Annotated in this window: 17 protein-coding genes; 6 read left to right on the top strand and 11 right to left on the bottom strand. The window is 45.5% G+C overall.

Annotated elements, in window-relative coordinates; all coding sequences use genetic code 11:
* Window positions 1–10 precede the first annotated feature (10 nt).
* Window positions 11–646, top strand: coding sequence for a hypothetical protein (locus LAQ65_RS07125; RefSeq protein ID WP_224116259.1), 636 nt, complete (start codon window positions 11–13; stop codon window positions 644–646).
* Between the two features lie 31 nt (window positions 647–677).
* Here LAQ65_RS07125 and rseP read toward each other — a convergent pair whose 3' ends face one another.
* Window positions 678–2,027 (bottom strand): RIP metalloprotease RseP, encoded by a 1,350-nt coding sequence (gene rseP, locus LAQ65_RS07130; RefSeq protein WP_224116260.1) that lies wholly within the window; start codon window positions 2,025–2,027, stop codon window positions 678–680.
* A 129-nt stretch (window positions 2,028–2,156) separates the two neighbouring features.
* On the opposite strand from rseP, the gene LAQ65_RS07135 reads away from it, so the two are divergent.
* Entirely contained in the window at window positions 2,157–2,567 is a 411-nt protein-coding gene (locus tag LAQ65_RS07135; protein ID WP_224116261.1) for a hypothetical protein, read from the top strand.
* A gap of 4 nt (window positions 2,568–2,571) precedes the next feature.
* On the opposite strand, the gene LAQ65_RS07140 is transcribed toward LAQ65_RS07135, so the two are convergent.
* The 10 genes from LAQ65_RS07140 to LAQ65_RS07185 form a co-directional block, all read right to left on the bottom strand.
* Entirely contained in the window at window positions 2,572–3,726 is a 1,155-nt protein-coding gene (locus tag LAQ65_RS07140) for a 1-deoxy-D-xylulose-5-phosphate reductoisomerase (RefSeq protein ID WP_317196987.1), read from the bottom strand.
* 30 nt (window positions 3,727–3,756) lie between these two features.
* Window positions 3,757–5,088 (bottom strand): argininosuccinate lyase, encoded by a 1,332-nt coding sequence (gene argH / locus LAQ65_RS07145; protein ID WP_224116263.1) that lies wholly within the window; start codon window positions 5,086–5,088, stop codon window positions 3,757–3,759.
* A gap of 30 nt (window positions 5,089–5,118) precedes the next feature.
* On the bottom strand, window positions 5,119–6,231 hold the full coding sequence (locus LAQ65_RS07150; RefSeq protein ID WP_224116264.1) for a M20 family metallo-hydrolase: 1,113 nt from the start codon (window positions 6,229–6,231) through the stop codon (window positions 5,119–5,121).
* Window positions 6,228–7,019, bottom strand: coding sequence for an acetylglutamate kinase (argB, locus tag LAQ65_RS07155; protein ID WP_224116265.1), 792 nt, complete (start codon window positions 7,017–7,019; stop codon window positions 6,228–6,230). Before argB ends, LAQ65_RS07150 begins: the two co-directional genes overlap by 4 nt.
* Before the next feature lie 49 nt (window positions 7,020–7,068).
* Window positions 7,069–8,046, bottom strand: a complete 978-nt coding sequence (locus LAQ65_RS07160; RefSeq protein WP_224116266.1) for a Rossmann-fold NAD(P)-binding domain-containing protein — start codon at window positions 8,044–8,046, stop codon at window positions 7,069–7,071.
* A gap of 41 nt (window positions 8,047–8,087) precedes the next feature.
* On the bottom strand, window positions 8,088–9,227 hold the full coding sequence (locus LAQ65_RS07165) for an aspartate aminotransferase family protein (RefSeq protein ID WP_224116267.1): 1,140 nt from the start codon (window positions 9,225–9,227) through the stop codon (window positions 8,088–8,090).
* 40 nt (window positions 9,228–9,267) lie between these two features.
* Complete coding sequence (argC, locus tag LAQ65_RS07170) at window positions 9,268–10,245, bottom strand: N-acetyl-gamma-glutamyl-phosphate reductase (protein ID WP_224116268.1); 978 nt, start codon at window positions 10,243–10,245, stop codon at window positions 9,268–9,270.
* A gap of 70 nt (window positions 10,246–10,315) precedes the next feature.
* Window positions 10,316–11,509: an argininosuccinate synthase gene (gene argG, locus LAQ65_RS07175; protein WP_224116269.1), complete on the bottom strand. Its 1,194-nt coding sequence runs from the start codon at window positions 11,507–11,509 to the stop codon at window positions 10,316–10,318.
* A gap of 18 nt (window positions 11,510–11,527) precedes the next feature.
* Window positions 11,528–12,259, bottom strand: coding sequence for a GNAT family N-acetyltransferase (locus LAQ65_RS07180; RefSeq protein WP_224116270.1), 732 nt, complete (start codon window positions 12,257–12,259; stop codon window positions 11,528–11,530).
* Between the two features lie 359 nt (window positions 12,260–12,618).
* Complete coding sequence (locus LAQ65_RS07185; RefSeq protein ID WP_224116271.1) at window positions 12,619–14,097, bottom strand: GH3 auxin-responsive promoter family protein; 1,479 nt, start codon at window positions 14,095–14,097, stop codon at window positions 12,619–12,621.
* A 157-nt stretch (window positions 14,098–14,254) separates the two neighbouring features.
* Here LAQ65_RS07185 and rplU point away from each other — a divergent pair, with 157 nt between their 5' ends.
* From rplU to LAQ65_RS07205, 4 genes are all read left to right on the top strand, one after another.
* The gene (gene rplU / locus LAQ65_RS07190; protein ID WP_224116272.1) at window positions 14,255–14,557 is read left to right on the top strand and encodes a 50S ribosomal protein L21; all 303 of its coding nucleotides are present in this window, start codon (window positions 14,255–14,257) and stop codon (window positions 14,555–14,557) included.
* 34 nt (window positions 14,558–14,591) lie between these two features.
* Window positions 14,592–14,858 (top strand): 50S ribosomal protein L27, encoded by a 267-nt coding sequence (gene rpmA / locus LAQ65_RS07195; protein ID WP_224116273.1) that lies wholly within the window; start codon window positions 14,592–14,594, stop codon window positions 14,856–14,858.
* Window positions 14,859–14,956: 98 nt separating this feature from the next.
* Entirely contained in the window at window positions 14,957–15,214 is a 258-nt protein-coding gene (locus tag LAQ65_RS07200) for a hypothetical protein (RefSeq protein WP_224116274.1), read from the top strand.
* Between the two features lie 13 nt (window positions 15,215–15,227).
* A complete protein-coding gene (locus LAQ65_RS07205; protein WP_224116275.1) occupies window positions 15,228–16,967 on the top strand; it encodes a DNA polymerase/3'-5' exonuclease PolX in 1,740 nt (579 codons plus the stop codon).
* Window positions 16,968–16,969: the final 2 nt, after the last annotated feature.

A 16,969-nucleotide genomic window follows, 5' to 3' on the forward strand; every position in this document is an offset into this window, starting at 1 on the left:
TCGGGAATGAATGGTTAGAACAATTCTTTGCACTTTGTTTTATATGGCCTTTACATTTGTTGCACTGGCCCAGGACAGCACGGCAAATAAAAAGGCTATTCACGATGTGTTTTTTTCGGGCTATTTTAACCACCTGAATGATGGTACTAATTATGGTATGGGCATTGCAGGTGGTTATTACCGTAATATGTATGCAGAGGCCAGGTATAACTATGAAGACCTGCAAACCGCATCACTGTTCGCAGGTTATTCCTTTTCGGATGATGCCCATGCTGTAAACTGGGAACTAATACCTATGCTTGGGATAGCATTTGGAAATACGAAGGCAATTTTACCGGGATTAACCACCAACTTAAGTTATAAGCAGATCAACTTCAGTTCCCAAAACGAGTATGCCTTTGACCTTGATGATGAACAGAGCAATTTTTTTTACAGCTGGTCTGAATTAACTTATACCCTTAAACCATGGTTTGAGCCAGGCATAGTTGCACAAAAGTCGAAGCTGTACAAAACAGGGCGTGAAATAGACCGTGGCTTTATGATAAACAGTAATTTTTTGCCAAAATCAACACTGTCGGCCTATCTCTTTGACCCATTTGACCAGGAAAGGCGGTTCTATTTATTGGGACTGAGCTTTCAATTTTGAAGCTCCCATACCCCAAAAAACACTAAACCCATTATTTAAATAAGCGGAAAATATCCAATCCCAGTGCATAGGCCATCAACCCAAGCAATAACACCATCCCCACCATCTGTGCATATTCCAGGAACTTCTCGCTGGGTTTTCGGCCGCTAACAATTTCAATGATCGTAAACAGTGCATGACCACCATCCAGTCCGGGTATCGGCAAAATATTCATAAGAGCGAGCACCAGGGAGAAAAATGCAGTCAGGCTCCAGAACTGTTGCCAGTCCCACTCAGGTGCAAACATTTTTCCGATACTGATTACACTACCCAAAGATTCATTGGTATTTACCTTGCCGCTGAAGATCAGTTTCAATTGCAACCAATATCCTTCCAGTGTTTCCACGCTTCTTTTCAATCCGGCTGGAATCGCCTCAAAAAATCCGTATTTGATTTCCTTTACCTCAAACTTATCTTTTGCTGAAACCGGGTATAACCCAATGGTACCAGTTGCTCCTATTGATGCGTTAAGCTTCATCGTATCCGCACCGCGCAACACCAACAATTGGATATCCTTATTTTTATTGGATTGGATCTGCTTCCTGAATTCATGGTAATACGGAACAGCTATCCTATTTACACTTAATATCCTGTCATTCTTCCGTAAACCCGCCCTTCCTGCAGCACTGGTATCCACAACCGAATCAATAGCCAGGAAAGGCATCCGCATATCTATAAAATTGATGGTCTTAAAATGGATCAGCTTTGCTGCGAAATCAGCAGGGATATTAATGGTAACCGGTTGGCCACTGCGATCTACCTGGATGGTTTTGGCGCCACCAAGTACCACCTTCAACGGGATCTTACTGAAGCGGTCAATATATTCGCCATCAACGCTTAATACCTTATCTCCATCGCGCAATCCAATGCTTTGCGCCAGTGAATCGGTGGCAATACCATAAGTGAATTTATTGGTAGGAACATACGACTCACCCCAATACCACAACATGCAGGCATAAATCAGGAAACCCAAAACCAGGTTTATGGTAACACCACCAATCATGATGATCAGTCGCTGCCAGGCAGGCTTGCTGCGAAACTCCCAGGGCTGGGCCGGTAATTTCAACTGCTCCTTGTCCATGCTCTCATCAATCATCCCTGATATCTTCACATAACCACCAAAAGGAATCCAGCCTAAGCCATATTCTGTTTCGCCGATCTTTTTCTTGAAAAGTGAAAACCACGGATTAAAAAATAGGTAGAATTTTTCTACCCGGCATTTAAACCATCTAGCCGGCAGGAAATGCCCCAATTCATGAAGAATTACGATTATTGAAAAGGATAGGATAAATTGCCCCGCCTTAACGCCCGCTTCTGCCCAGTTAATTGCTAACAAACTCATATATTGATTCCCTGCAATTCAGTTTTAAAATAGGGACAAATATCCGGGAAAAAAGGCTATGGCTGTAATAATATTTTCTTAAGAGGCAACGATTTAAACCCGATCGTTGTCTGAACAAAAACAACTTTCATGAAAAACCTGGTTTTTTTATTATTTGTAGCCGTTTTTTTCGCAGCATGCCTGAAAACTACGCCAACACCGCAGCCCGATCGTATATTGACTTACATGAATTTTAGTAATATTCAGCAAATTGATTCCGCGGCAGTTGGTGATACAGTAAAAATTAATGTTATAGCAACCGGACCAAACTCCTGCTATAAATTTGAAGGCTTTGAAGGAAAAACATCCGGAGTCCGCCAATATGATATCGCTGCAGTAGGCAGCATACCCAATCCGGCAAAAGGGGATACTATTTGTGCGGGCGGAGAATATATAAAAGATACCGTGTTTACGATTTTACCGTTAGCAGCAGGGCCAATGATATTACGCTATTACAACAGCGGGGTATTGTACCTGGTTGATACCGTTCATGTAAAATAGCCAATTACATATGAATAAGTGTTGCGGCAAATTCCCTTGCCTCAGCATCACTTTCAAAATATTCCTCAAGGGTGGGTTGTGCAATGAATGGAACTTTTTGCATGGTCCTTTCAATAACATCTGTCATATCCAGGAAGCCTACCCTGTTGCGCAGGAAAGCGAACACGGCAATTTCATTGGCGGCATTCAGCACGCAGGGCAGGTTCCCGCCTTTATACAAGGCCTCAGTAGCGAGCGATAAATTGCGGAAGGTCTTTATATCAGGTTCTTCAAAAGTCAAGGTATTTGGACGCCGGAAATCGTAACGCGGAAATGCATTTGCCAGTCTTTGGGGAAAAGACAGCGCATATTGTATCGGCAACTTCATATCGGGTAATCCCATCTGGGCTTTGATACTTCCATCCTGGAATTGCACCATGCTGTGGATAATACTCTGCGGATGCACCATCACCTGAACCTGTTCGGGTTTCAGGTTGAACAGCCATTTCGCTTCAATCATTTCCAAACCCTTATTCATCAGTGTGGCGGAATCAATTGAAATTTTGGCGCCCATACTCCAGTTGGGATGCTGCAAAGCATGGTCACGCTTAACATTCACCAGGAAATTAGGCTTCTTGCCCAGGAATGGTCCGCCCGACGCTGTCAATATTATTTTATCAATTGGATTGAGGTTCTCTCCCACCAGGCATTGAAAGATGGCCGAATGCTCGCTATCCACGGGAATAATAGGTACCCGCTTCTCAATGGCCTTCCGCATCATGATATCTCCGGCAACAACCAGCGTCTCTTTATTTGCCAGTGCCACTGCCTTACCCTGTTCTACTGCCCTGAGCGTAGGTTTCAATCCGGCAAAACCCACAATCCCGGCAAGCATAAGATCATAACAATCCATCCCGGCAACATCCTCAATAGATTGTTCACCGGCAAATACTTTGGTATTTGTTCCTGCAAGGGCATCTTTAACTTTCTGGTAGCGGCCTTCATCGCCTATAACAACAATATTCGGATTGTATTGCAGGGCTTGTTGCACCAGCAATTCATCATTCTGCTGGGCGGTAAGTACCTCAACACTGAATAAAGTCGGGTTGGCAGCAATCACTTCCAGGGCCTGTGTGCCTATTGAGCCTGTAGAACCGAATATCGCAATACGTTTCTGCATCATTTCTTGATTAAGGTCGGAAACGGCAAATTAACGGAATAATTGCTCCAAAGCGGCATTTGTTTTATTAAAATTGAAGCGGGAAAAAACCTGGTCCATGGCTCCTGCAATTGCCCCATTGCAAAGGTTGCCAATACTTCCTTCATGCGTATGGTGAACAGTTGTATCGTAGGTATAACTGCCATCTTCAATGGCCAGACCCACTGTTTTATAAGCATCCCTGAAGGGTACGCCCGCCAGTACAAGTTTGTTCACCTCCTCCACACTGAACAGGTAACGGTATTTTTCATCGGCCAGGATATCTTTATTAACCCTGATATTGTCTAACATCAGGGAAGCCATACTGATACAATCCTTTAACACACCAAAAGCCGGGAACAAATGCTCCTTCAATAACTGCAAATCACGGTGATAACCCGATGGCAGGTTGGTAGTCATCAGCATTATTTCATTTGGCAATGCCTTGATTCGGTTACAATGGGACCGGATCAGTTCGAATACATCCGGGTTTTTTTTATGGGGCATGATACTGCTGCCGGTGGTAAGTTCCGCCGGGAAACTAATGAAACCGAAATTCTGGTTCAGGAACAAGCAGGCATCCATGGACAGTTTGGCGAGGGTATCGGCAATATTGGCCATGGCCATCGCTACAACCCGCTCTGCTTTCCCCCTGCCCATTTGCGCATATACGACATTGTAATTAAGGTCTGCAAATCCCAATAATTGGGTGGTCCTTGTCCTGTTGACCGGAAAAGAGGAACCGTATCCCGCAGCTGATCCCAATGGATTCTTATTCACGACTTCATAGGCTGCATGTAATAACAGCATGTCATCCACCAGGCTTTCTGCATAGGCACCAAACCATAATCCGAATGAGGATGGCATTGCCAGCTGTAAATGTGTATAGCCAGGCAAAAGGTCGCCTTTAAACGCCTCGCTTTGTTTTTGCAGCAACCCGAAAAATGGAATAATGGCTTCCGCCAAACCCTGCAATTCATCACGCAGGAACAATTTCAGGTCCACAAGTACCTGGTCATTGCGGCTCCGCGCGCTATGTATTTTCTTACCGGTATCCCCCAATTCCCTGGTCAGTAAAAACTCAACCTGCGAATGGACGTCTTCTACTCCTTCCTCTATGCGGAAATCCCCTGCAACAACACGTGCATGGATTTTCTTCAGTGCCCCCAGCAGGTCCTTCAATTCATCCCTGGTCAGTAACCCGATTTCCGACAACATAATGGCATGGGCCATATTGCCCAATACATCCTGGCGGGCCATCATGGTATCAAATTCACGGTCACGGCCAACCGTAAACCGGTCAACTTCCTGTAAGGCGGGGGTATTTTTTTGCCAGAGCTTCATTGTGAATGGTGAATGGTGAATAGTGAATAGTTAATGGGGTTTCATGGCAAGCGTAATCAAATGAATGTATCCGCTGATGCCCTGTTCGATTTCTGAAAGGTAAATGTATTCATCGGCAGAATGGCTTCGGGCGCTGTCACCCGGACCGCATTTCAATGCCGGGAAGGGCATCAGGGCCTTATCGGAACAGGTGGGTGAACCATAGCTTTGCTTACCTAATGCTATACCTGCTGCGACTAACGGGTGCGAAGGCGAAATTCCAGTAGCCCGCATCCGGAGACTCCGGGGCTTAACATCGCAGCGGACTGATTGCTGCACCAGGTCCAGTAATTCTTCATGGGTGTAAACATCGGTCACCCGTATATCAACAACAAACTGGCAACTGGCCGGCACCATATTGTGCGCCTTGTTTTCTGTTTGTATAACGGTTACATTCATCTTAACCGGACCAAGGGTTGGTGAAACCTTTTCGAAATGATAATTACGGAACCATTTGATATCATCCATTGCGGCATATATCGCATTTACACCTTCCTCCCTTGCCGCATGGCCCGCTTTTCCGTGTGCCGTGCAATCGAGCACCAGCAAACCTTTTTCTGCAACGGCCAGTTGCATCTGCGTTGGCTCGCCAACAATAGCAAACCAATTCGAATAGGGTGTTTCACCCACAGGGTTTGTTGCTAATATAAAATCCGGCGATTTCAATAACGCTTCTATTCCATTGAATCCTGAAATCTCTTCTTCGGCAGTTGCCGCCAATACAATGTTCCAGGGCAAATTTGGCTGATCATAAAAATGCAGGAAGGTTGCTACAAGGGAAACCAGTGGCCCGCCCGCATCATTACTGCCTAGTCCGAATAATTTACCATCCTCAATTAGAGGCTTGAACGGATCCCGGCTATATTGCGGATTGGGCTTAACAGTATCGTGGTGGGAATTCAGTAAAAGAGTTGGTTTCGCAGGATCAAAATAAGCATTCACCGCCCAAACATTATTCAGGTGTTGCTTAGCCGGAATATTCCTTTCATGGAAAAAATTCATGAGCACTGCTGCAGTGTCCTGTTCTTCCCGGCTAAAAGAAGGCCGGGCAATCAGCGCCTGCAAAAGATGAAGCGCATCGGTATATAACATATCTGGCGTCATGCTGTAATTAATGTTCCGGTTGTGGTTGCCCCGGTATTTTGTAAAAGGTCATCCGCATGACCGATCAAAACTTCCTGCACACCAGCTTCAATTGCAGCAAAGGCATTGTCAATTTTTGGCAGGATACCGGCAAATAATTTTCCGGAAGATTTCAATTCAGTATAGGATGCCTTGTTCAAATGCCGGATAACAGAATCTTCATCAGTAACAGATTCCAGTACGCCTTTTTTTTCAAAACAATATAACAAACGAACCAGGTATTTACACGATAATGAAATGGCTATGGCTGATGCCATGGTATCGGCATTGGTGTTCAATATGTGCCCGGATCCGTCGTGGGTAAGAGGCGCAAGTACCGGAACAAAATGATGGTCAAGTAAAACCTGCCAGCTGTCTTGTGGTATTGTATCGCTGTAAACATCACCTACCCATCCGAAATCGATATCCTTAACTGGTCTTTTCTGCGCCGGTACCAGGTTGGCATCTGCACCGGTAATACCCATTGCATTGCAATGCATGGCTTGCAACCGGGCCACAATCTTTTTATTAACCAAACCGCCATAGACCATGGTCACCAGGTCGATGGTCGCATCATCGGTGATCCTCCTGCCATCAATATACCGGGAAACAATGCCCAGCTGGTCACCCAGGCGGGTAGCAATTTTACCTCCGCCATGCACGAGTATCTTCCGGCCTTCTATAGTCGAAAAATCACGAAGGAAACTTTCCAGCGCATCAGGATCATCAATCACATTCCCCCCAATCTTTATAACAAATACCTGTTCCATTTCATTTAGTTTTTCCACTTGCGGATATCCCCCGCTCACCATTCACCGCTTACCGTTTACCCCTCAAAATCTCAGCCAGAACTGCCTGCGCTGCCCAGACCCTGTTGCCTGCCTGTGTGGTTACAAGGCTATTGGCGCCGTCGAGTATTTCATCGCTCAATTCCACATTCCGGCGGACCGGTAAACAATGCATCACTTTAGCTGAATTGGTCACCAGCATTTTTTCATTTGTAAGCATCCATGATGGATCGTTATTATAAATCTTGCCATAGTCAGCAAACGTGCTCCAGTTTTTCACATACACAAAATCCGCATCTTTCAGGGCTGCCTGCTGGTCGTGCATAATTGCAGCGCCCTTTGTGAAAGATTCATCCAGTTCATAATCTTCAGGATGGGTAATTGTAAAATCTGACTGTCCCCAGGCATTCACCCATTGCGCAAAACTATTGGCCACACACTGTGGCAGTGGTTTAACGTGCGGCGCCCAGGTCAGCACAACTTTAGGGCGTCTTTTCGGCTGTCCGGCTGCGGTAGTCCTTGCAAGTTCTTCGGTGATGGTAACAATATCCGTAAGGCTTTGCAGGGGATGCAGGGTAGCACTCTCCAGGCTTACCACGGGTATGCCCGCATATTTTATAAATTGATTGATATACAATTCACTGTAATCGTCCTCGCGGTTTTTCAACGACGGGAAAGTGCGCAGGCAAAGGATATCGAAATACCTGCCCATAACAGGCGCCGCATCTTTTACGTGTTCTACGGTGTTGCCGCTCATGATGGCTTCTTCTTCAAATTCCAGTGCCCAGCCTTCGCTGCCCACATTGAAGACAACTGCTTCCATGCCCAGTTGCTGCGCGGCAATTTGCGTACTCAGGCGGGTGCGCATGCTAGGGTTCAGGAACAATAACCCGATCCTTTTGCGTGCGCCCAATGCAAGGTCCTTATAGGGATCTGCCTTATAGGCCAATGCCGATTGCACCAATGCGTGGATATCGGTTACGTCTTTAACAGAGATGAAGTTATTCATGGTTGGTAGTGAATGGTGAATCGTGAATCGTGAAAACGGGTTTACCGCTCGCCGCTTAACTCTTTCCTCAACGCGTCCAAAAACTCGTCCGCTTCCTCTTTCGTCAGCGCCAGTGATGGCAACAGCCTGATTACATTAGGTTTGGCCTCGCCTGTAAAAATGAAGTGCTTCCACAGCAGGTTCTTCCGGAGATCCTTAAACGCTTCAGGCACATCAAATCCTATCATTAGTCCGGCTCCGCGTACATTTTGCAACACCGGTATTTTTTTTAATTCGGTCATTAAGTAATTGCCAATGGCATGTGCATTCGCCATCAGGTTTTCCTGCAGCATTACTTCCAGCACACCCAGTGCAGCCGCGCAGGCCAGGTGGTTGCCACCGAAAGTGGTACCCAGCATGCCATGTTTGGGTTGCAGGTGCGGGGCGATAGAAATACCGGCTACGGGGAAGCCATTGCCCATACCTTTAGCCATAGAATAAATATCGGCGTTTACACCGGCATGGTCATGCGCATAAAATTGGCCGCTGCGACCGTAGCCACACTGTACAGCATCAGCAATATATACTGCCCCGTTCTGGTCGCACAATTGACGGATAGTTCTTAAAAAGTCAGGGCTTGCAACATTAATGCCGCCAACTCCCTGGATGCCTTCCACAATCACTGCGGCAATTTCATCGCCCTGCGCCTTGAAACAGGCCTGTAAAGCGCTTATATCATTGAAAGGCAGGAATATTATATTCGGGGTTTGGTTAACCGGTGCAACAATAGCAGGATTATCAGTTGCTGCAACTGCCAGTGAGGTCCTGCCGTGAAACGACTTACGGAAAGCCACGATCTTTTTACGGCCCGTATGGAATGACGCCAGCTTCAGCGCATTTTCATTGGCTTCTGCACCTGAATTACACAGGAACAACTGGTATTCATCTTTACCGGACATCATGCCCAGTTTTCCGGCCAGTTCCCGTTGCTGGGGGATAATCAGGGAATTAGAATAAAAAGCAATCTGCTCCAGCTGGTCTTCAATTCTTTTCACCCAATGCGGATGGGTATGACCGATAGAGATCACGGCATGACCGCCATACATGTCGAGGTACTGGTTCCCTTTGTCATCCCATACCCGGGCACCCTTTGCCCTGGTTATGGTAATATCATTCAACGGATATACATCAAAAAGTTTCATGCTTCAATTGTTCAGATAAATTAATGTTCTTACTGCTTACCTAAAAATAATTGGCTTTCAAATTCAGCCCTGTCGTTTCCTCCAATCCAAACATCAGGTTCATATTCTGAACCGCCTGCCCGCTTGCGCCTTTCAGTAAATTATCAATGGCAGAATGCACCACCATTTTTGTACCCACCTTTTCAACCTGTACAACCGCTTTATTGGTATTGACCACCTGCTTCATAAATATGGGCTCGGTTGACAAATGTGTAAAAGGATGCCCTTCATAGTAGCTGTTGAACAGGTCATTCAATTCCTTCTGTGACAAGTCGGCCGTTATTGTAGAGCTGGCAAAAATGCCCCTGGTAAAATCCCCTCTCCAGGGCACAAAGCTGAGCTCTATATCTGTATTGGGTTGCAGCCGGGAAAGGGATTGACCGATCTCCCCAAGGTGCTGGTGGGTTAATGTTTTATATGCCTGAATATTATTGGCGCGCCAGCTGAAATGTGAGGTGGCCGAAAGCGACTGACCGGCACCGGTAGATCCGGTTATTCCGGTGGTGTAAATGTCTTTCAGTAAACCCCTTTGTGCCAGTGGCAACAGGCCGACCTGTATGGCCGTTGCGAAGCAACCCGGATTGGCTATTGCTTTTGCTGTTTTGATGGATTCGCGGTTCAGTTCCGGTAAACCATATACAAATTGCAGGTCAAAAATGGTGGATTGTGCCTGCAGCCTGAAATCATTCGACAAATCAATGATACGGGTATGCCCTGATGGCGGATGTGCCTCCAGGAATTTCCTGGCCTCACCATGACCGGTACATAAATAAAGCAGGTCAATATCACGTTGCAGTTCATCTGTAAAACGCAGGTCGGTTTCACCCAGCAAATCCTGATGCACGCTATGCAATGCCTTTCCGGCGCTACTCTTGCTGTGCACAAAAACCAGTTCTGACTGCGGATGATTGATCAGCAACCTGATCAGTTCCCCACCGGTATATCCGGCTCCGCCAACTATACCAATCTTGATCATCATGATAATGTTTAAAATGCTAAAATCCAGATAAGTGGTAGGTGCATCCCGTTAACCGCTTACGGCTTACCGTTCACTGCCCACTATTTACTGAATTCCAAATCGCCACCTGGTTGCCAAATATCTTGCTGAATCCGCGCACGTCCTCGCCCGACCAGCCACTATTCATCTCGCCGTATTTGCCGAATTTGGAGGACATGAGATCGTATTTCGATTCGATACCAATAACCTGGAAACGGTAAGGCATCAGGTTCATAAATACATCACCGGTTACATTCTGTTGCGACCTCTCAAAAAATGCTTCCATATCGCGCATCACCGGATCCAGGATTTGTCCCTCGTGCAACCAGTTGCCGTAGAACTGCGCCAGCTGGTCTTTCCAGGTCAGCTGCCACTTGGTCAGCACATGCTTTTCCAGGGCATGGTGCGCTTTTATAATCACCATCGGTGCAGCCGCTTCAAAACCAACCCGGCCCTTTATGCCGATAATAGTATCGCCTACATGGATATCACGGCCGATACCAAATGGTCCGGCAATTGTTTGCAGGTATTGGATCGCTTCAGAGGGATGTTCAAATTTCCGGTCATTAATGGCGGTTAGCTCGCCTTTTTCGAAATGAAGTTTCACTTCCTCAGCAGTTGATTTGGTGACCTGTGTTGGCCAGGCTTCTTCGGGCAGCATGCCCTTTGATGAAAGGGTTTCTTTTCCGCCTACACTGGTTCCCCACAATCCTTTATTGATGGAATACATCGCTTTGTCAAAATTCATGGCGATGCCTTTCTCTTTCAGGTAGCTGATCTCGGCTTCACGGCTCAGTTTAAGGTCGCGGATCGGGGTCAGGATTTCAACGCCCGGAATCATGATATGGAAAACCATATCAAAACGAACCTGGTCATTACCCGCACCTGTACTTCCATGCGCAACAGCAGATGCGCCCAGTTTCTTTACGTGTTCTGCAATATGCAGGGCCTGGCTCAGGCGCTCTGCGCTTACACTCAGCGGATAGGTATTATTCTTCAGCACATTACCATAAATCAGGTAACGGATGATCCGGTCATAATACCCCTTCACCGCATCAATAGTAGTATGTGATTTCACTCCAAGGGCATAAGCATGGGCTTCAATTTTCTGCAATTCTTCGGCAGAAAATCCACCAGTATTTACAATAATGGAATGCACTTCATATCCTTTGTCCTCACTCAGGTATTTCACACAAAAAGTGGTATCTAATCCACCACTGAAACCTAGTACAACTTTCTGGGCCATAGTTGATATTTTTCCGGGTTATAGGTTAAACAAAAAATTAAGGGGCGAAAACAATTTCTTTTTGGTTGTGCTGCTTGTTCCGGTACCGCTTTCACTGCTGCTCTTCTTTTTGAACACCCGCAAAAACAGCGATTGCTTCAACCGCAACAGGCGCTCATAGGCCTTTGAATGCTGCTTGAATTCTTCTGCAGTTTCCTCGGGCTTGTAATGGTCTTTCGGGTCATAAAGCATGGCGGTGCACATGCAATTCTTGCGGTCTTTGCTCATCAGGATATCATAGTTCACGCAGCTTTTACAACCAGCCCAAAATGCTTCATCCTGGGTTAACTCAGAATAGGTAACTGGCTCATATCCCAGGTCGGAATTGATTTTCATCACAGCGAGCCCGGTGGTTAAGCCAAACAATTTTGCTTCGGGATATTTTTCCCTGGACAGGTTGAATATGCATTCCTTAATCCGTTTGGCTACGCCGCTTTTCCGGAAAGCCGGGGAAACAATGAGCCCGGAATTGGCTACATATTCACCATGGCTCCAGGTTTCGATATAACAGAAACCAACCCAGTCACCTTCTGTGGTCAAAGCGATAACAGCTTTCCCTTCGCGCATCTTCTCGGCAATATATTCCGGTGATCTTTTAGCAATACCGGTACCTCTTGCTTTCGCAGAAGATTCCATCTCTTCGGTTATGGTTGCAGCAAAATGAATATCATCGGGAGTGGCTACCCTCACAATAATTGATGGTGTTTCCAACTGACAATAAATTAAGAATCAGTAAAATTTTTAGCGTACACGGAGGTGTAAGAATAAAATCCATTGGGCTTTTTTCACTGATAGGGGCCGGTGCAAAGGGCTCGTCCTATCAGCATCCACGTCGCAGTGGTGGCAAAAAACTAAAGGCAGCTTCCGGAGAAGATACAACGGGGCAATCCATGTATGCAGGAGCGCTATGTTGTTGGAATGCTTTCATGTTTCGTATAACCTTGTTTTTATAAATGCGAGCCAAAATTATACGTTTTTTGCGGAAATGCCCCAAAAAATATTGTTTCCTGCAGGAAAATCGGCATTCCTGTGGGAATAAGGCTCACCGCTTACTGTTTACTGCTTACCAATCACCCCTCCACCCAAGGCTCCAGCGATTCTGCCAAACCCCTGTCATTGCTCAGTCGCGGCACCTTGTTTTGTCCACCCAGCCGCCCGACGCTCTTCATATAATCAATGAAGCCATTCTTTTTAACTGCACGGATTTGCAGTGGCATCAGGATATTCCCGGTAATCAGGTCATCATAATATATATTTTTCTTCCGCAGGTTCCCGTCTACCAGTGCTGCAAACAGGTCCATATTTGCGGGCCTCTGGTCAAATTCTATCAGCCATTCATGGTATGACTTTCCTTTATCCTGTGATATTTTCGGCGCTACGGTAAACTCGGTTATCAGCACCCCTGTTTCTTCAGCTGCTTTCATCAGGCTGTATTCCACTTCTTCACCAATCACATGTTCGCCAAAAGCGGAAATAAAATGTTTGATCCTGCCTGAAACGACAATCCTGTAAGGATCGGTTGATACAAATTTTACTGTATCCCCTATATTATAACTCCACAAGCCTGCATTACTATTAATGATCAACGCATAGTTCTCGCCTGTTTTCACTTCGCGTAAACCCAGACGGGTTGGCTTTTCTGAAAATATCTCCGCCACCGGGATAAACTCAAACCAGATCCCGCTATTGGTATTTAATAATAAGCCTTCCGCATGCTGGCTGTCCTGGAAAGCAAAAAAGCCTTCTGATGCCGGGAAAGTTTCAATAGCTGCAACTTTCCGGCCGATGCTCTCCATTAACTTGGTACGGTATGGTTCAAAATTTACGCCGCCGTGCACCAAAACAGAAAAATCAGGGAAGAGTTCCCCGACTTTCTTACCGCTTTTTTCTATCAGCCGGTCGAAATACATCTGCATCCAGGGCGGAATGCCACTGATGAGTGTCATATTCCTGCTAATGGTCTCTTCTACAATCCTGTCGAGCTTGGTTTCCCAGTCCTCTATACAATTTGTCTCGTAGGAGGGCAACTGGTTGGTGCGCAGGTAGGAAGGTATCTGGTGATTGATAATACCGCTTAACCGGCCGGTGGGGATTCCGCCCACCCGTTCCAGTTCCGGTGAGCCGGACAAAAAAATCATTTTCCCGTCAAACACTTTCGGGTTCCCTATCTCCCCGAGGTTGCAGAGCACTGCATTCCGGCCCGTATTAAAATGGTTGGGCATAGATTCCTTGGAAATGGGTATATATTTTACCCCACTGGTGGTCCCTGAAGTCTTGGCGAAATACATCGGTTGCCCCTTCCATAAAATATTGTGCTTGCCTTCCTTGATCTGGTCGATATAGGGCTTGAAAGCTTCATAATCGCGGATGGGGACGGCCTGCCTGTATTCTTCAATCGTTTTTATGTCGCTAAAGTGATGATCCTTGCCAAATTGTGTAACAGTCCCTGTTTTTAGCAGGTCACGGAAAATAGCTTCCTGGTCGGATACGGCGTTTTGCATGGCCCTCTTAACCTGCTTAACCACATAAGCAGCAAAGGGTTTTGCCAAAAAAGACTTGAATTTCATTGTGCTAAGCTGTGTGAATGCCAACAAATTTAGGGGCCTATTTGCTTACGGCACCTTAAATTTGCAGTAAATATTTCTCAAAATCTATTTGCAGGTTAGGATTTTCCCCTTACCTTTGCACTCCTAATTTTGGTAAGTTATGTTTGCAGTTGTTAAAATAGCCGGACAGCAATTCAAGGTAGAAAAGGACCAAACCTTGTACGTTCCTCAATTGTCAGGAAACGCCGGCGACAAAGTAGAATTCCCCGAGGTATTGCTGGTAGATAATAATGGCAGCCTGAGCACTGGTGCATCGGTTAAAGCTGTTGTAAAAGCTGAAATCGTTGACCACCTGCAGGGTGACAAAGTGATTGCTTTTAAAATGAAAAGAAGGAAGGGATTCCGTAAAAAGCTTGGTCACAGAAAGCATTTTACCAAAATCAAGATCAACGAAATCGCATAATCGCGAAACATCAATCGCATAAAATTTATACGTCATGGCACACAAAAAAGGTGAAGGTAGTGTTAAGAACGGTCGCGACTCGCAAAGCAAGCGCCTCGGTGTAAAAATCTTTGGTGGTCAGGCCGCAATCGCAGGCAACATCATCGTTCGCCAACGCGGAACAGTTTACCATCCTGGTAAAAATGTTGGTGTTGGAAAAGATTTTACATTGTTTGCAACTACCGATGGTGTAGTTGAATTCAGGAAAACAAGAAACGATAAAACGATCGTTTCAATTGCAGCTGCCGAAGTTGTTGCTTAATCAATTCCGATTAAACAACAAAAAAAAATTTTGGATTTAAAGATTAGTTTATACTTTTACGGAAGTAACCCAATTACTAATCATTAAATTCTAAAAAAATGGCAACCGCAAAAAAAGCTGTAGCAAAGAAAGCAGTTAAAAAAGCTGTAGTTAAAAAAGCAGTTAAAAAAGCTGTAGTTAAAAAAGCAGTTAAAAAAGCTGTAGTTAAAAAAGCTATTAAAAAGGCTGTAGTTAAAAAAGCTATCAAGAAAGCAATCGTTAAAAAAGCTATCAAGAAAGCAATCGTTAAAAAGGCTATCAAAAGGGCTGTTGTAAAAGGCGCCATTAAGAAAGCCATCGCAGCTAAAAAAGCTTAATAGCTTAAAGCAAATGATACTAAAAGTCCCGGTTCTCCGGGACTTTTTCTTTTATATTCATCCTACCTTTACCCGCATGATGGACAATTATGCGATAGCCGACCAATTCGCCCTGCTTGCAAGGCTTATGGATATACATGGCGACAATCCTTTTAAAGCGAAATCCTATGCTGCCGCGGCTTTCGCCATTGAAAAGCTTCCTGTTCAACTTTCCGAAACCCCTCCCGAAAAAATTGCATCATTTAAAGGAATAGGTGATAGCGCCGCAAAAAAAATCATCGAACTCCTGAATACCGGACAGCTCGCCGCCCTCAACGAACTCATTTTCAAAACTCCCCCGGGTATTTTGGAAATGATGCAGATTAAAGGCCTGGGGCCAAAAAAAATTGCCACCATCTGGAAAGAAATGGGACTGGAATCACTGGGCGAATTACTGTACGCCTGCGATGAAAACCGCCTGTTGATGTATAAAGGTTTCGGTGAAAAAACTCAGGAAAGTGTAAAGCAATCCATCCACTTTTTTTTCCAGAACAAAGGCAATTTCCTGTTCGCAGAAATTGAACCTTATGCATTAAAGGTTGAAAAAATATTGCGCGACAAATTCCCGGACTACCCTTCTTCACTGGCCGGGGAAATCAGCAGGCAGTCAAATATTATCACTCATGTACAGGTAATGACTGCCATTCCGAAAGAAATTTTAACCCCTTTTTTACAAGCGCAGCATTTTGAATTATTTAATACCGACCATACAATTTCTGCAACTGGTGCTGAAGGGATTAAACTGAATTTTATACTCAGTACAAAAGAAACTTTTGTGTCGCGCCACTTCGCTTCTACCTGCAGTGAATCTTTCCTCCAGGCATTTACCGATGCAACCGGATTTACAACCGATCAGCAATTTGCAGGTGAAGCAGAGTTGTTTTCGCACTTTAATATGTCAACTGTTCCGGTGAACCAAAGGGAACTGCCAATATTCATTCAAAAGGCCAAAGAAAATAAACTGTCACCGGCTATACAGGTAGAAGACATCAAAGGCATCATCCACTCGCACAGTAACTGGAGCGATGGCCTGCATACCCTGGAAGTAATGGCAAAAGCCTGCATCGAAAAAGGTTATGAATACCTGGTGATCAGCGACCATAGCCGTTCTGCTTTTTATGCAAATGGTTTATCCGTTGACCGTATCCGGGAACAACATACCCTTATTGATGAACTGAATACTAAACTGGCCCCCTTCCGGATCTTTAAAAGCATCGAATGCGATATCCTGAATGATGGCAGCCTCGATTACGAAGACGCTGTCCTTAACAGTTTTGACCTGGTGATTACTTCCATACACAGCAACCTTAAAATGACGGAAGAGAAAGCCATGCAGCGTTTGCTGAAAGCGATCCAGCATCCTTCTACCACCATACTCGGACATATGACCGGCAGGCTGCTGCTCAGCCGCCCAGGCTACCCCGTAGACCACAAAATGCTTATTGATGCCTGTACAGACCACCAGGTGGTTATTGAGATCAATGCACACCCAAGGCGCCTTGATATCGACTGGAGCTGGATTCCATATGCGATGGAAAAAGGCTGCCTGCTTTCCGTTAATCCCGATGCCCACCAGGTAGAGGGTTTTGAAGATGTCCGGTACGGCGTTATCAGCGCACAAAAAGGCGGGCTAACTGCCAGCCATAACCTAAGCAGTTTCAGCCGTACAGAACTGGAGTCCTTCCTTCAGAAACAATCGGCTAAGCGAGGTTGATT

Source organism: Flavihumibacter profundi (assembly GCF_020076305.1).
GTDB lineage: Bacteria > Bacteroidota > Bacteroidia > Chitinophagales > Chitinophagaceae > Flavihumibacter > Flavihumibacter profundi.

Bases quoted from the DNA above. Each gene is read 5' to 3' on its own strand.
- LAQ65_RS07165 (WP_224116267.1), bottom strand. From the start codon at position 9,227: ATGAAACTTTTTGATGTATATCCGTTGAATGATATTACCATAACCAGG.
- LAQ65_RS07200 (WP_224116274.1), top strand. From the start codon at position 14,957: ATGGCAACCGCAAAAAAAGCTGTAGCAAAGAAAGCAGTTAAAAAAGCT.
- LAQ65_RS07205 (WP_224116275.1), top strand. From the start codon at position 15,228: ATGATACTAAAAGTCCCGGTTCTCCGGGACTTTTTCTTTTATATTCAT.
- rseP (WP_224116260.1), bottom strand. From the start codon at position 2,027: ATGAGTTTGTTAGCAATTAACTGGGCAGAAGCGGGCGTTAAGGCGGGG.
- argC (WP_224116268.1), bottom strand. From the start codon at position 10,245: ATGATGATCAAGATTGGTATAGTTGGCGGAGCCGGATATACCGGTGGG.
- LAQ65_RS07140 (WP_317196987.1), bottom strand. From the start codon at position 3,726: ATGCAGAAACGTATTGCGATATTCGGTTCTACAGGCTCAATAGGCACA.
- rpmA (WP_224116273.1), top strand. From the start codon at position 14,592: ATGGCACACAAAAAAGGTGAAGGTAGTGTTAAGAACGGTCGCGACTCG.
- argG (WP_224116269.1), bottom strand. From the start codon at position 11,509: ATGGCCCAGAAAGTTGTACTAGGTTTCAGTGGTGGATTAGATACCACT.
- LAQ65_RS07135 (WP_224116261.1), top strand. From the start codon at position 2,157: ATGAAAAACCTGGTTTTTTTATTATTTGTAGCCGTTTTTTTCGCAGCA.
- rplU (WP_224116272.1), top strand. From the start codon at position 14,255: ATGTTTGCAGTTGTTAAAATAGCCGGACAGCAATTCAAGGTAGAAAAG.
- argB (WP_224116265.1), bottom strand. From the start codon at position 7,019: ATGGAACAGGTATTTGTTATAAAGATTGGGGGGAATGTGATTGATGAT.
- LAQ65_RS07150 (WP_224116264.1), bottom strand. From the start codon at position 6,231: ATGACGCCAGATATGTTATATACCGATGCGCTTCATCTTTTGCAGGCG.
- LAQ65_RS07125 (WP_224116259.1), top strand. From the start codon at position 11: ATGGTTAGAACAATTCTTTGCACTTTGTTTTATATGGCCTTTACATTT.
- LAQ65_RS07160 (WP_224116266.1), bottom strand. From the start codon at position 8,046: ATGAATAACTTCATCTCTGTTAAAGACGTAACCGATATCCACGCATTG.
- argH (WP_224116263.1), bottom strand. From the start codon at position 5,088: ATGAAGCTCTGGCAAAAAAATACCCCCGCCTTACAGGAAGTTGACCGG.